This is a genomic window from Conexibacter sp. SYSU D00693 (assembly GCF_017084525.1).
GTDB lineage: Bacteria > Actinomycetota > Thermoleophilia > Solirubrobacterales > Solirubrobacteraceae > Baekduia.
In genome coordinates this window covers 2,043,222-2,056,852 of sequence record NZ_CP070950.1, presented here as the reverse complement: position 1 = coordinate 2,056,852, position 13,631 = coordinate 2,043,222, and the positions used below count along the sequence as shown (strand labels likewise).

Below are 13,631 nucleotides of genomic sequence, written 5' to 3'. Positions count from 1 at the left end.
GTGAGCGTCCAGGAGCAGCCGTCGATGACCACCGCCCTCCCGATCGACTCTGCGAAGAAGCTCATGCTCTTCTCGGGCCGGGCCAACCCGGAGCTCTCGGCCCGCATCGCCGGCAAGCTCGGCGTCGAGCTGGGGCCCTGCACGCTCAAGACGTTCTCCAACGGCGAGGTGTACTGCCGCTACGGGGAGTCGATCCGCGGCGCCGACGTCTTCATCATCCAGCCGATCTGCGGCAACGAGGAGACGGGGATCACGACGAACGACGCGTTCTTCGAGCTCCTGGCGATGATCGACGCCGCCGTCGGCGCCTCCGCCCACCGCGTCATCGCCGTCTGCCCGTGGCTGGCCTACTCGCGCCAGGACAAGAAGTCCGCGCCGCGCGAGCCGATCAGCGCGCGCGTCGTCGCTCGCTGCCTCGAGGCCGTCGGGGCCGACCGCGTCCTGTCGATGGACCTCCACGCCGGCCAGATCCAGGGCTTCTTCAACGTGCCCATGGACCACATGACGGCGCTGATGATGCTCACGCAGTACTTCCAGGACCTCCAGCTGCACGACCTCGTCGTCGTCGCGCCGGACGCCGGCCGCGTGAAGCTCAACAAGAAGTTCGCCTCGAAGATCGGCGCCGAGCTCGCCATCCTCGACAAGGAGCGCCCCGCCCAGCAGGTCGCCGAGATCGGCTACGTCATCGGCGACGTGAAGGGCAAGACCGCCGTCCTGGTCGACGACATGATCGACACGGCCGGGACGCTGCGCGCTGCCGCCGAGACCGTCCGCGAGGAGGGCGCCGCGCGCATCTTCGCCGCGGCGACGCACCCGATCTTCTCCGGCAAGGCGTACGAGAACCTGGCCGCCGCGAACTTCGAGCAGATCGTCGTCACGGACACGCTGCCGCTGCGCCCCGGGGCCCCGGACGTCATCAAGCAGCTCAGCTGCGCCGAGCTGCTGACCGACTCGATCCGCCGGATCTTCACCGACGACTCGGTCTCCGAGGTCTTCGGAGGCGAGAACCAGCTCTTCTGATGCGGATGCGGGGCGCCTCGCCGCCCCTGCGGGCGTCATCGGAAGAGGCGGCCCGTGCGTCCGCACTGTGCCTCTTCCTCTTCCTTCGCAGGAACGACGATCCGCGCCGCATCCGCGATCAGGCCGGGGCGGCTCGGAGATGACGGCCACCGCGGCCGCGGTCCTGATGGAGCGCCTCGGGCTCACCGAGGACGAGCTGTGCGCGGCGCTGGGCGCCGACCCGCTGTCGATCCTCTCGGGCGCGCTGGACGACAAGCCCCAGCTGCCGATCCTCCTGGCGCTGACCGAGGAGGCCGGCGAGCGGGTGCACCCCGGCGCGCTGCAGCGCTGGATGCGGACGCCCGGGCCGGCGGGCCGGCCGATCGACCACCTCACCGCCCAGGACTACGGCGCCTTCGAGGACGCCCTCGAGACGCTGGCCCAGCGCGGCTTCGTCATCCGCCGCGCCGGGGCCTGAGCGTCGAGCGCTAGCGGACCACCTCGGCGGCCTGGGACTTCTCGGTCCTCTGGTCGCCGGGCCAGAAGCCGGTGACGTGCTCGAAGGACTTCGCGCCCGCGCGGTCCACGACGGCGCGCGTGGCCTTGAACGTCGCGCCCTGGACGACGGCCGCGCCGACGACCTTGGGCCACGAGGTCTGCTTCGTGGTCGGCTTGGGCGGCTCCTCCTTGTCGAAGATGCCCCAGACGGCCTCGAAGACCTTCTTGGCGAGGAACCCGGAGAGGATCCCGAGGACGATGCCGAACGGCTTGTAGATGAGCTTCATGTGTGGACCGGTTGCTCCTGGTCTTCCGCCGAAGTGTCGATGAAGATGGGTACCCGACTGCGTCAGCATGACGCGGGGAAGGACCCGCAGCACAGAGGAGGATCCGAGATGGACGAGCACCGCGAGCCTGAGCACGGCGGCGAGACCGCCGAGGAGCTCCTGCGCAGCGCGCTCCTCGACCCCACGTCGGCGCTCTCGATGGCGCTGAAGGTCGACGGCCTCGCGCTGGCCGACGCGCTCACCGTCGTCTTCCACGGCCGGATGGACCTGGGGACGATCCAGACCTACGTCGCCAACGGCAAGCACGGCGAGGGCGAGGCGCTGGGCGCCGGCGACCTCCTGCGCGTGCCGTGCGACCTCGACCTCGGCGAGGCCGGGAGCCGGGACGAGGCCGAGGAGGCCTACGTCGCCCAGGCCCGGGCGCTGCGCGACGCGCTCGTGGCCGCCGACACCGTCCTCGCCGTCTGGCAGGACCCGCTCGCCGAGCTGGCGGAGGGCGAGGTGGAGCTGCGGCGCTCGACGGAGCTGGACGTCCCGCTGCCGGCCCACCGCCTCATGCCGCTCGCGCTCGTGGCCCCCGAGCGCCGGATCGTCGTCGCGGCGGTGTGCGGCGCGCGCTCGCTGGCCGAGGGCCGCCCGCCGATGGGCATCGCCTGCGCCCAGCAGGACGTCGCGCACGTCTACCCGCTGCCTGACGACCCGGAGCGCTGCCTCGAGGACTTCGTCGAGCGCGCCGCCGACCACGCCCGGCGCACCGCCGAGCGGCTGGGCCGCCAGGAGCAGTCGGTCCGCCGGTTCATGGAGCTCAACGGCGGCGACGACTTCGTCGAGACCGCCTGAACGGCTCACGCACGCGCCGCCGCGGGCGGCGACGACGTCGCGCGCCGGAGGGCCGGATAGGGTCGGCGCCGTGCTGCGGCGCCCGCTCGTCCTGGCCTTCGTCGCGCTCTTCCTCCTGCTCTCCGCCGGCCTCGCGCGCTTCCTGTCCGTCGAGGGCCAGGAGCGCGACGCGATCGTCACCGTCCTCGAGGCCCAGGCGCGCGGGGACGTCGACGGCGTCCTGGACCGCCTCACCGCCTGCGACGCGACCTGCGCCGCCAACCTGCGGCGCGCGGTGCCGCGGCTCGCCGGCCCCGGCGACGTCAAGCTCGTCCGCCAGGACTCGGCGACCTCCTACGCGCTGGGCTCCGCCACCGGGACCTCCCGGGTGGTCTGGGTCCGCGGCCCGGAGGGGGCGCCGGTCGTCCAGTGCTTCGAGGTCCGCCGCGAGGGGAGCGCTCTGGCCGGGCGGTCGACTAGCCTGCTGCGCCTCAGCGCTCCCCTGCGCGACAACGAGGACCCGTGCTGACCACCAGCTCCCGGTCCACCGCATCGCTCCCCGTCCCCTGGTGTTGTGACCCGCCGCATGCCCCGCCGCCGTCCTCTGCTGCCCGCGCTCGCCGCCCTCGCAGCCCTCGCCCTCGTCCCGTCCACCGCCGCCGCGCAGAGCTCGGGCCTGTCGACCGACGCCCGCTACGAGAACGGCCCCACCGGCCGGTACCTCGTGGGCGGCCAGTGGCTCCTGCGCATGGACCCGAAGTTCGACGGCCAGCGCCAGGGCTTCCAGTCGCAGACCTCCACCGACGGCTGGACGCCGATCTCGGTCCCCCACGCCTGGAACGCCACGGACGAGAGCGAGACCTCGTTCATGGGGACCGTCGGCTGGTACCGCAAGGACTTCAAGCTCCCGTCGGGCAACCGGCGCTTCAGCTGGGTCATGCGCTTCGAGTCGGTGAACTACCGCTCGCGCATCTACCTCAACGGCAAGCTCATCGGCCAGAACCGCGGCGCGTACCTGCCGTTCGAGATCCGCCTCCCGCCGAGCGTCCTCAAGCGCGGCGGGGCGACGAACCGGCTCGTCGTCCGCGTCGACTCGCGCCGCTTCAGCACGGACTTCCCGCCGTCGGGCCTGTCGGTCACCGGCGCGCCCACGGGCGGCTGGTGGAACTACGGCGGCCTGCTGCGCGAGGTCTACCTGCGCCGCATCGACGGCATCGACTTCTCCACCGCGGTCGTCCGTCCCGACCTGCCGTGCGGCACCTGCGACGCGTCGCTGACCTACCGCGCGACGCTGCGCAACTACGGCGAGCGCGCTCGCCGCGTGACCGTGCGCGGCAAGCTCGGCAGCCGGACGATCAACGTCGGCACCGTCACGGTCGGCCCGAAGAAGTTCGCGACGCTCCAGCGCCGGGTCGGCGTGCGCAACCCGCGGGTGTGGGACGTCGGCAAGCCGTCGCTCTACGACACGACGCTCACCGCGACCAGCGGCGGTCGCACGCTCCAGCGCTTCCGCAACCGCACGGGCATCCGCTCGATCAAGGTCGCCAACGGCGAGCTGTTCCTCAACGGCAAGCGCCTCAACTACCGCGGCTTCGGCCTCCACGAGGACTCCAAGGACCGCGGCTTCGCGATCGACAACGCGACGCGCGACCAGCAGATCGCCTGGGCCCAGGAGGCCGGCGCGACGCTGCTGCGCAGCCACTACCCGCTGCACCCGCACTACTACGAGCGCCTCGACGAGCTCGGGATGCTCGCCTGGGTCGAGGTGCCGGTCTACGCGGTCAAGACGCAGTACCTCAAGCAGGCGCTCGTCCGCCGGCTCGCCGCCCGCGAGCTCGAGTCCGCGGTCCTGACCAACCAGAACCACCCGTCGATCATCACCTGGTCGATCGGCAACGAGCTCAGCGCGCGGCCCGGTCCGGTGCAGGGCTCCTACATCGCCGAGGCGGTCCGCCGGGCGAAGGCGATCGACCCGTCGCGCCCCGTGGGCTACGCCGTGGCCGGCTACCCGGCCGCCGGCTGCCAGCCCGAGTACAAGCCGCTGGACGTCATCGGCATCAACGAGTACTTCGGCTGGTACCCCGGCCCGAACGGCCAGATCGCCGACCGCGAGCTGCTCAGCGACTACCTCGACAGCGTCCGCGCCTGCTACGGCGACAAGGCGATCGTCATCACGGAGTTCGGCGCGGAGGCCAACCGCGACGGTCCGGTGGAGGAGAAGGGCACCTACCTGCACCAGCAGGACTTCGTGAACTACCACCTCGGCGTCTACGCCTCGAAGCCGTGGCTGAGCGGCGCGGTCTGGTGGGGTCTGCAGGAGTTCCGGGTGCGTCCGGGCTGGGAGGGCGGCAACCCGCGGCCCGAGCCGCCAATCCACCAGAAGGGCGTCGTGCGCTTCGACGGCAGCAAGAAGCCGGCGTTCTTCGACCTCCAGCGGCTGTTCAAGGCGACGACGCAGGTCGCCGCGCGCTGACGCGCGCGGCGACGTCCCGCTACCATCGACCGCCGCTCATGGCCAAGACGCAGTCCACCAAGCTCGCCGTTGCCACCCGCCAGCCCGCGCACTCGCGGGAGATCCGCCGCCTGCGCCGTGCCGGCCGGGTCCCCGGCGTGCTCTACGGCCGTGGGCAGGACCCGGTCTCCTTCGACGTCGACGCGCGCGAGCTGCGCCACGCCCTCGCGGCGTCCGGCGCCGTCCTCGACCTGCAGCTCGACGACTCCGGCAGCGAGTCCGCCGTCCTCAAGGACGCCCAGCGCCACCCGGTGCGCGGCGACGTGCTGCACATCGACCTCCTGCGGGTCGACCTCAACCAGACGATCCAGGCCGTCGTGACGGTCGAGCTCACCGGCTCCGAGGACGCCCCGGGCGTCAAGGAGGGCGGCGTGCTCACCCACGAGACGCGCGAGCTCAACGTCGAGGCGCTGCCGGCGGACATCCCGGACGTCCTCCAGGTCGACGTGTCGGGCATGGAGGTCGCCGCCACGCTGACGCTCGGCGAGATCACCGCCCCGCAGGGCGTGACGCTGCTCGACGACCCGGAGGCGACGATCATCGCCTCGATCACCGCCCCGACCGCGGTCGAGGAGCCGGGCGACGAGGTCGAGACGGAGACCGAGGTCGTCGGCGAGGGCGCCGGCGAGGCCGAGGGCTCCGCCGAGGACGCGGACGCCGGCGACGTGCCGGCCGACGCGGGCGACACCGGCGGCGAGTAGCCGCCGCCTGGCGGGCGCCGCACCGCCGTGAGCCTCTTCCGCGGCACGCCGCCGGCCGACTGGCTGGTCGTCGGCCTGGGCAACCCGGGCGAGCGCTACGCGCGCACGCCCCACAACGTCGGCTTCCTGGTCGCCGAGGCCCTGGCCGAGCGCTGGGACCTCGGCAAGGCGCGCAAGACCTTCCGCGGGCTGCTGCACGAGGGCCGGACGATGCCGGGCGGTCCCCGTGTCGCGGTGCTGCGCCCGCAGACGTACATGAACGAGTCGGGCAAGAGCGCCGGCCCGGCGCGCGGCGCGCTGAAGGTCGAGCTCGACCACGTGGTCGTCGTCCACGACGAGCTCGACCTGGGGTTCGGCGACCTGCGCGTGCGCCTGGGCGGCGGCCTCGCGGGCCACAACGGCCTGAAGTCCCTCAAGGCGGAGTTCGGCTCGCCGGACTTCGGCCGCGTGCGGATCGGCATCGGCCGGCCCGACACGACGGACCCCGAGATCGTCTCCGCCCACGTCCTCGGCCGCTGGAAGCAGTCCGACGACGAGGTCCGCGAGCTCGTCGCCCGCGCCGCCGACACCGTCGAGCGCATTGTCGAGGGCCGGGAGGTCCTCGCCCCCTCGCGCTAGGCGAGCGTCTGACACCGGTGGCGCGGCGGGTGTCTGGCACCTCCAGTTCGGGGCACCCCGGACGCATGGAGCCCGAGCCGTCCAGCCGCCGTCCCTCCGAGGTCGCCGACGCGCCCCTGCAGCCCCAGGAGGGCCACGTCGCCCCGGCGTCCGGCGCCGGGGCGCCCGGCGGGGAGGCGTCGAGCGCCCCGGGCCCGTCGGAGGCCTCGACCGCCCGGACCCAGGGCGCCGCGGCCGGCGGGGGAGGGGCGACGTCGGGCGGGGCCGGACCGGCGGCCTCCGGCACCGAGCGTCCCGGCGGGCTCGTGGCGCGTCTGCGCCGGCTCCTCGGCGGCTGAGCACCGGCGGTGTCTGACACCTGCACCCCCTGCGGGTGTCGGACACCTGCAGTGGTCGGGGCCGGGCACGGGTGCGCGACGGGCGGTTCCTAGACTGGAGGGTCGCCCCCAGATGAGCCTGCGCCCCCTCCTCCAGCACCTCGCCGACGACCCCGCCGGCGCCGCCCTCGCCCAGGACGGCGGCCGCGCCTTCGTGTCGGCCTCCATGCGGCCGTACACCGTCGCCGCCCTGCTCGACGGCCTCGACGGCCCGATGGCCGGCCGCCCTGCCGTCGTCGTGGCCGGCGACGACCGCGCCGCCCGCGACCTCGCCGCCGACCTGCGCGCCTGGCTGCACCCGCGGCCGGTGCGCGTCTACCCCTCGCGCGGCGTCACCTACGAGTCGCACCTCGCGCCGCCGGCGCACCTGATCGGCCTGCGCGTCGCCGCCCTCGACGCCCTCCTGGGCTGGGACCCCGGCGGCGACCAGGACCCGCCCGTCGTCGTCGCCTCCGTCACGGCGCTGGCCGAGAAGGTCCCCGACCCGGCGCTGCGCCCCACGTCCTTCAGCCTCCGGGTCGGCGGGCTGCTCGACCTCGACGAGGTCTCCGCCGACCTCGTCGCCGCCGGCTACGTCCGGGTCGACCAGGTCGAGGACCGCGGGCAGTTCGCCGTGCGCGGCGGGCTGCTCGACGTCTTCCCCGCCACGAGCGACCACGCGATCCGGGTCGACCTCTTCGACATCGAGATCGAGGCGCTGCGCCAGTTCTCGACGTTCACGCAGCGCTCGCTCGGCGAGGTCGGCGAGGTCGAGATCGCACCAGCGGCCGAGCTCGCCGCCGAGCACCGCGAGGCCGCCGAGATCGCCGCGATGTCCGACGAGGACGACCGGCCCGACGTCGCCGAGCTCCTGCCCGTCGACCGCTTCCGGCGCTTCTCGGAGCTCGCGCCCGCCGACACCGCGGTGGTCGTCGCCGCCGAGGAGGACGTCGAGCCGGCGCTGCGCGACCACTGGCAGGACGTCTGCGCCGCCTTCCACGACCAGGACGCCCACGACCTCTACGTCCGCCCCGAGGACGTCCTGGCGACGATCCAGGAGCGCGCGCACGTCCGCCTCAGCGCGCTCAGCGGCGACCAGCCGTTCGAGCTGCGCGCCCAGGCCGCCGACGTCGGCGCCCGCTCGCTCAAGGAGGCCGAGCCCGAGCTCGAGCGCCTCCTGCGCTCGGGCTACCGCACCGTCGTCGTCTGGCCGCGGCGCGGCGAGGGCGAGCGCACGGCCTACAACCTCGCCCGCCTCAAGGCCCGCTGGCTCCAGGAGGACGCCGGATCCCAGGCCGACCTCCTGTTCGCCGAGGCCCAGCTGCGCGACGGCTTCTACGCCGCGGGCCCGCGGCTGGCCGTCATCCCGGCCCACCGCCTCTTCCGCCGCCGGCGCCCCGAGCGCGACCGCGACCGGCCGCGGCGCGGCGCCCTGCGCTCGTTCGCCGACCTGCGCACGGGCGACCACGTCGTCCACGAGGACCACGGCATCGCCCGCTTCGCCGGGTTCGAGACCAAGACCGTCGGCGGCGTCACCCGCGACTACCTGCAGCTCGAGTTCGCCGGCTCGGACAAGGTCTACCTCCCGGTCGAGCAGCTCGCGAAGATCTCGCGCTACGTCGGCGCGGGCGGCGCGTCCACCCCGACGCTGAGCAAGCTCGGCGGCAAGGCCTGGGAGACGATGAAGGCGCGCGCCCGGCGCGCCGCCCAGGAGCTCGCGGGCGAGCTGCTCAACCTCTACGCCGAGCGGCGCAAGCGCCGCGGCCACGCGTTCCCCGAGGACTCCGAGTGGCTCCAGGAGTTCGAGGCGAAGTTCCCCTACACCGAGACCCCCGACCAGAAGGACGCCATCGAGGTCGTCAAGGCCGACATGGAGCGCGAGGAGCCGATGGACCGCCTCGTCTGCGGCGACGTCGGCTACGGCAAGACCGAGGTCGCGCTGCGCGCCGCGTTCAAGGCCGCCGACGACGGCAAGCAGGTCCTCGTGCTGGCGCCGACGACGATCCTGGCCCAGCAGCACCACGGCACCTTCGCGGAGCGCCTGAAGGACTACCCGTTCACCGTCGAGCACGTCAGCCGCTTCCGCACGCCCAAGCAGCAGAAGGAGGCGATCGCCCGCTTCAACGAGGGGACGGTCGACATCCTCATCGGCACCCACCGGCTGCTCGGCCGCGACCTGCGCGGCAAGGACATCGGGCTGATCGTCGTCGACGAGGAGCAGCGCTTCGGCGTCAAGCAGAAGGAGCTGCTGCGCCAGCTCAAGCTCAAGGTCGACGTCATCGCGATGAGCGCCACGCCGATCCCCCGCACGCTCCAGATGTCGCTGGCCGGCGTGCGCGACATCTCGGTCATCGAGACGCCGCCGGAGGGCCGGCGCCCGGTCAAGACCTACGTCGGCGAGTACGACGAGGAGCTCGTCAAGACGGCCATCATGCGCGAGAAGGCCCGTGGCGGTCAGGCGTTCTTCATCCACAACCGCGTCGAGACGATCGACGAGGTGGCCGAGCGCCTGCGCGGCCTGTGCCCGGGCGTGCGCTTCGAGGTCGCCCACGGCCAGCTCGACGAGAAGGAGCTCGAGCAGCGGATGCTCGGCTTCGTGCGCGGCGAGGCCGACGTCCTGGTGGCCACGTCGATCGTCGAGTCGGGCATCGACGTGCCCAGCGCCAACACGCTGATCGTCGAGCGCGCCGACCTCTTCGGCCTCGCCCAGCTCTACCAGATCCGCGGGCGCGTCGGCCGGGCCCGGGAGCGCGCCTACGCGTACCTGCTGTACCCCTCGCACGCGGTCCTGACGGAGGAGGCGACGAAGCGCCTCAGTGCCCTCAGCGACTACACCGAGCTCGGCGCCGGCTTCAAGATCGCCATGCGCGACCTCGAGATCCGCGGCGCGGGCAACCTGCTCGGCGACGAGCAGTCCGGCCACGTCGCGGCGCTGGGCTTCGAGCTGTACATGTCGATGCTCGACGAGGCCGTCGCCTCCATGGAGGGCACCGACGACGCCGACGACACCGAGCCGGTGCGCCTCGACGTCAACGTCGACGCGTACGTCCCGGCCGACTACGTCCCCTACGAGCAGGCCAAGATCGAGGTCCACCGCCGGATCGCCAGCGCCCGCGAGGTCTCCGAGCTCGGTGCGCTGCGCGAGGAGCTCGAGGACCGCTTCGGCGCGCCGCCCGAGCCGCTGGAGAACCTCCTGCTCCTGCAGCAGGCGCGCATCAAGCTCGGCCGGGCCGGGGCGAAGGTCGTCTCGTTCCGCCAGGGCCGCCTCGCGGTCACGCCCATCGACCTCTCCGGCGAGCAGGCCGCCCAGCTCAAGGACGAGCTCCCGGGCGTCGTGGTCGAGCCGGGCCGCTCCCAGGTCTCGCTGCGGGTGCCCGACGCCCCGGAGGAGCGCTTCCCGGCGGTCGTCCGGGCGGCCGACGTCCTCCTGGCGGTCTGCAGCGGCGGTGCCACCGGGGAGGAGGCCGAAGGACCTACCCCGGTCGCCGAGGCCTCAGTCTGACCCTCTGACGCCAGTCTTAGAGGCCGTTGGTACCGTCCGCGGCACATGACGACGAAGCTGCGCAAGACGGCGGCGGCTGCCGCCGCCCTCGCTGTGTCGGCAGGCCTGGCCGCCTGCGGCGACAGCGTCCCCGGCAACTCTGTCGCCCGGGTCGGCGACGAGAGCATCAAGAAGGCGACGTTCGACCACTGGATGAACATCGCCGCGATCTCGACCTCGGGCGCCGCGGGCACCACCGCCGCCAAGCCGGTCGTGCCGGACCCGCCGAACTTCGACAAGTGCGTCGCCAACAAGACCAAGACGGCGACCAAGCCCGCCAAGGGCCAGCCCAAGCCGACGCCGGCGCAGTACAAGACCCAGTGCAAGCAGGAGTACGAGAGCCTGCGCGACCAGGTCATGCAGTTCCTGCTGTCGGCCCAGTGGATCCTCGGCGAGGCCGCCGACCGCGACGTCAAGGTCACCGACGCCGAGGTCAAGAAGCAGTGGGACCAGACCAAGCAGCAGTCGTTCCCCAACGCCTCGGACTTCACGAAGTTCCTCAAGAGCTCGGGCTACGTCGAGGAGGACCTGATGTACCGCGTCAAGCTCGACGCGGTCTCCAACAAGCTGCGCGAGAAGGTCGTCAAGGACGCGGCGAAGGTCTCCGCCGCCGACATCAAGAGCTACTACGAGAAGAACCCGCAGCGCTTCTCGCAGCCCGAGCGCCGTGACCTGCGCATCGTGCTGACCAAGACCAAGGAGCGCGCCGACCAGGCCCGCGCCGCCATCGCCGGCGGCCAGTCCTTCGCCGCGGTCGCCAAGCGCTACTCGATCGACCAGGCCTCCAAGAGCCAGGGCGGCGTCCTGCTCGCCGTCTCCAAGGGCCAGCAGGAGAAGGCGCTGGACGAGGCGATCTTCTCCGCCAAGAAGGGCCAGCTCACCGGGCCGATCAAGACGCAGTTCGGCTTCTACGTCTTCCAGGTCCAGAAGATCACCCCGGGCTCGAAGCAGTCGCTCAAGCAGTCCGAGGCGACGATCAAGTCGCTGCTGACCTCCGAGCGCCAGCAGAAGTCGCTGGACGGCTTCGTGAAGGACTTCCGCGAGACGTGGAAGGACCGCACGAACTGCAAGGACGGCTTCGTCACGCAGGACTGCAAGAACGCGCCGAAGACCTCCTCGACCGCGACCACCGTCGCGCCGTCGCAGGTCCCGCAGCAGCAGGCCCCGCCGGCCAACGGCGGCTCCTAGCCCGAGGCCTCGTCGCTGACGGCACGCCCGGACGGTGCCGCTACCGTCCGGGCGTGCCCTCCGACGCTTCCGCCAAGGCGCTCCTCGAGCTCGACGCGCTGACCCGCCGGTTGCGGGTCGAGTGCCCCTGGGACCGCGAGCAGGACGAGCGCTCGATCGTCCCGCACACCGTCGAGGAGGCCTACGAGCTGGCCGACGCCGCCCAGCGCGGCGACGACGCCAAGCTCCTCGACGAGCTCGGCGACGTCCTCTTCCAGGTCCACTTCCTCTCGCTGCTGCTCGAGGAGCGCGGCGCCGGCTCGCTGGCCGACGTCGCCGAGCACTGCCGCCAGAAGCTCATCCGCCGCCATCCCCACGTCTTCAGCGACGTCGAGGTCGAATCCGCGGGGGAGGTCCTGCGCAACTGGGACCAGATCAAGCAGACCGAGGAGGGCCGCGAGCCGGGCATCTTCGGCGAGGTCCCGGAGAACCTGCCCGGCCCGCTCTTCGCCCGCAAGCTCCAGCGGCGGGCCGCGACGTCGGGCCTGGACCTCGACGAGGTGCCCTACGACGCGATCGAGGCGATCGTCGACTCCCTCGTGGCCTCCGAGGGCCGGCGCGAGGACCAGTTCCGCCTCGTCGGCGACCTCCTGTTCGCCTGCGTGAACGTGGCGCGCAAGCTCAAGGTCGACCCGGAGCTCGCCCTGCGCGACTCGTCGGGTAGGTTCCGCGACCGCGTCCTCGCCGCCGAGCGCCTTGCGCAGCAGGCGGGCGAGGGCTGGTCCGACATGACGAAGGAGCGCCGGCTGGACTTCTACGCGCAGGCGGCGCTGAACGAGAGGCTGTAGCTCCCTTGTCCCAGATCGAGAAGGTCCACGCCCGCCAGGTCCTCGACTCGCGCGGCAACCCCACCGTCGAGGTCGAGCTCGCGCTGCGCTCCGGCGCCAGCGGCCGGGCCGCGGTGCCCTCCGGTGCCTCCACCGGCGAGTTCGAGGCCACCGAGCTGCGCGACGGCGGCGACGCGTACCTCGGCAAGGGCGTGACCCGCGCCGTGGGCAACGTCAACGGCGAGATCGCCGAGGCGATCGCCGGACGCGACGCGACCGACCAGCGCGGCCTCGACCAGGCGCTGCGCGACCTCGACGGCACGCCGAACAAGTCGCGCCTGGGGGCGAACGCCATCCTCGGCGTCTCGCTCGCGGCGGCGCACGCAGCGGCGGCCGAGGAGGGCCTGCCGCTCTGGCGCTACCTCGGTGGCGAGGCGGCGCACGTGCTGCCCGTGCCGATGATGAACGTCCTCAACGGCGGCGCCCACGCCGACAACTCGGTCGACTTCCAGGAGTTCATGGTCGTCCCGGCCGGCGCGCCCTCGTTCAGCGAGTGCCTGCGCGTCGGCACGGAGGTCTTCCACGCGCTGAAGAAGGAGCTCAGCGGTCGCGGGATGGCGACGGCGGTCGGCGACGAGGGCGGCTTCGCCCCCAACCTCGGCTCCAACGAGGAGGCGCTGCAGGTCCTCGTCGCGGGCATCGAGAAGGCCGGCTACCGCCCGGGCGAGGACGTCTTCATCGCGCTGGACCCGGCGACGTCGGAGATCCGCAAGGACGGCGCCTACGACCTCGAGCACGAGGGGCGCAAGCTCAGCTCCGAGGAGCTCGCCGCCTACTGGGCCGAGCTGTGCGGCAAGTACCCGATCGTCTCGATCGAGGACGGCATGGACGAGGAGGACTGGGACGGCTGGAAGGCCCTCACCGACCGCGTGGGCGAGAAGGTGCAGCTCGTCGGCGACGACCTCTTCGTCACGAACGTCGAGCGCCTGCAGCGCGGCATCGACGCCGGCGTGGGCAACTCGATCCTCATCAAGGTCAACCAGATCGGGACGCTGACCGAGACGCTCGACGCGATCGACCTCGCGCGCTCGGCCGGCTACACGGCGGTCATGTCGCACCGCTCGGGCGAGACCGAGGACGTCACGATCGCCGACCTCGCGGTCGCCACCGGCTGCGGCCAGATCAAGACGGGCGCGCCCTCGCGCTCGGATCGCGTGGCGAAGTACAACCAGCTCCTGCGCATCGAGGAGGCCCTCGGCGGCGACGCCGAGTTCCCCGGGCGCAGCGTCTTCCGCGCCTAGGCCGT

Annotated in this window: 13 protein-coding genes; 12 read left to right on the top strand and 1 reads right to left on the bottom strand. The window is 72.6% G+C overall.

The genetic code is table 11. The features are described 5' to 3' along the window. Positions 1 to 24 precede the first annotated feature (24 nt). Positions 25 to 1,020: a ribose-phosphate diphosphokinase gene (locus JUB12_RS10190; RefSeq protein WP_371822329.1), complete on the top strand. Its 996-nt coding sequence runs from the start codon at positions 25 to 27 to the stop codon at positions 1,018 to 1,020. 139 nt (positions 1,021 to 1,159) lie between these two features. Further along, positions 1,160 to 1,477, top strand: coding sequence for a hypothetical protein (locus JUB12_RS10185; RefSeq protein WP_241004483.1), 318 nt, complete (start codon positions 1,160 to 1,162; stop codon positions 1,475 to 1,477). A gap of 10 nt (positions 1,478 to 1,487) precedes the next feature. On the opposite strand, the gene JUB12_RS10180 is transcribed toward JUB12_RS10185, so the two are convergent. Beyond that, positions 1,488 to 1,784 carry a DUF4235 domain-containing protein gene (locus JUB12_RS10180; RefSeq protein ID WP_205699518.1) on the bottom strand — a complete coding sequence of 99 codons (297 nt, stop codon included), beginning with the start codon at positions 1,782 to 1,784 and terminating at the stop codon, positions 1,488 to 1,490. A 108-nt stretch (positions 1,785 to 1,892) separates the two neighbouring features. Between JUB12_RS10180 and JUB12_RS10175 the strand changes: the two genes are divergently transcribed. The 10 genes from JUB12_RS10175 (at position 1,893) to eno (ending at position 13,626) form a co-directional block, all read left to right on the top strand. Next, complete coding sequence (locus tag JUB12_RS10175; protein WP_205699517.1) at positions 1,893 to 2,624, top strand: hypothetical protein; 732 nt, start codon at positions 1,893 to 1,895, stop codon at positions 2,622 to 2,624. Positions 2,625 to 2,694: 70 nt separating this feature from the next. After that, positions 2,695 to 3,132, top strand: coding sequence for a hypothetical protein (locus JUB12_RS10170; protein ID WP_205699516.1), 438 nt, complete (start codon positions 2,695 to 2,697; stop codon positions 3,130 to 3,132). A gap of 57 nt (positions 3,133 to 3,189) precedes the next feature. Beyond that, positions 3,190 to 5,076: a glycoside hydrolase family 2 protein gene (locus JUB12_RS10165; protein ID WP_205699515.1), complete on the top strand. Its 1,887-nt coding sequence runs from the start codon at positions 3,190 to 3,192 to the stop codon at positions 5,074 to 5,076. 38 nt (positions 5,077 to 5,114) lie between these two features. Beyond that, positions 5,115 to 5,816, top strand: a complete 702-nt coding sequence (locus JUB12_RS10160) for a 50S ribosomal protein L25 (protein ID WP_205699514.1) — start codon at positions 5,115 to 5,117, stop codon at positions 5,814 to 5,816. Between the two features lie 27 nt (positions 5,817 to 5,843). Continuing rightward, the gene (gene pth / locus JUB12_RS10155) at positions 5,844 to 6,434 is read left to right on the top strand and encodes an aminoacyl-tRNA hydrolase (RefSeq protein WP_205699513.1); all 591 of its coding nucleotides are present in this window, start codon (positions 5,844 to 5,846) and stop codon (positions 6,432 to 6,434) included. Positions 6,435 to 6,499: 65 nt separating this feature from the next. Then, positions 6,500 to 6,772 carry a hypothetical protein gene (locus JUB12_RS10150; RefSeq protein ID WP_205699512.1) on the top strand — a complete coding sequence of 91 codons (273 nt, stop codon included), beginning with the start codon at positions 6,500 to 6,502 and terminating at the stop codon, positions 6,770 to 6,772. Between the two features lie 112 nt (positions 6,773 to 6,884). Next, complete coding sequence (mfd, locus tag JUB12_RS10145) at positions 6,885 to 10,292, top strand: transcription-repair coupling factor (RefSeq protein WP_205699511.1); 3,408 nt, start codon at positions 6,885 to 6,887, stop codon at positions 10,290 to 10,292. A 45-nt stretch (positions 10,293 to 10,337) separates the two neighbouring features. Beyond that, the gene (locus tag JUB12_RS10140; RefSeq protein ID WP_205699510.1) at positions 10,338 to 11,519 is read left to right on the top strand and encodes a peptidyl-prolyl cis-trans isomerase; all 1,182 of its coding nucleotides are present in this window, start codon (positions 10,338 to 10,340) and stop codon (positions 11,517 to 11,519) included. A gap of 53 nt (positions 11,520 to 11,572) precedes the next feature. Continuing rightward, on the top strand, positions 11,573 to 12,346 hold the full coding sequence (gene mazG / locus JUB12_RS10135) for a nucleoside triphosphate pyrophosphohydrolase (protein WP_205699509.1): 774 nt from the start codon (positions 11,573 to 11,575) through the stop codon (positions 12,344 to 12,346). A gap of 5 nt (positions 12,347 to 12,351) precedes the next feature. Then, positions 12,352 to 13,626: a phosphopyruvate hydratase gene (gene eno, locus JUB12_RS10130; protein WP_205699508.1), complete on the top strand. Its 1,275-nt coding sequence runs from the start codon at positions 12,352 to 12,354 to the stop codon at positions 13,624 to 13,626. Positions 13,627 to 13,631 lie beyond the last annotated feature (5 nt).

Excerpts from the sequence above, each read along its gene's own strand:
- JUB12_RS10190 (WP_371822329.1), top strand. The coding sequence starts at position 25 with ATGACCACCGCCCTCCCGATCGACTCTGCGAAGAAGCTCATGCTCTTC.
- JUB12_RS10140 (WP_205699510.1), top strand. The coding sequence starts at position 10,338 with ATGACGACGAAGCTGCGCAAGACGGCGGCGGCTGCCGCCGCCCTCGCT.
- JUB12_RS10150 (WP_205699512.1), top strand. The coding sequence starts at position 6,500 with ATGGAGCCCGAGCCGTCCAGCCGCCGTCCCTCCGAGGTCGCCGACGCG.
- JUB12_RS10185 (WP_241004483.1), top strand. The coding sequence starts at position 1,160 with ATGACGGCCACCGCGGCCGCGGTCCTGATGGAGCGCCTCGGGCTCACC.
- JUB12_RS10180 (WP_205699518.1), bottom strand. The coding sequence starts at position 1,784 with ATGAAGCTCATCTACAAGCCGTTCGGCATCGTCCTCGGGATCCTCTCC.
- mfd (WP_205699511.1), top strand. The coding sequence starts at position 6,885 with ATGAGCCTGCGCCCCCTCCTCCAGCACCTCGCCGACGACCCCGCCGGC.
- JUB12_RS10175 (WP_205699517.1), top strand. The coding sequence starts at position 1,893 with ATGGACGAGCACCGCGAGCCTGAGCACGGCGGCGAGACCGCCGAGGAG.
- JUB12_RS10165 (WP_205699515.1), top strand. The coding sequence starts at position 3,190 with ATGCCCCGCCGCCGTCCTCTGCTGCCCGCGCTCGCCGCCCTCGCAGCC.
- JUB12_RS10160 (WP_205699514.1), top strand. The coding sequence starts at position 5,115 with ATGGCCAAGACGCAGTCCACCAAGCTCGCCGTTGCCACCCGCCAGCCC.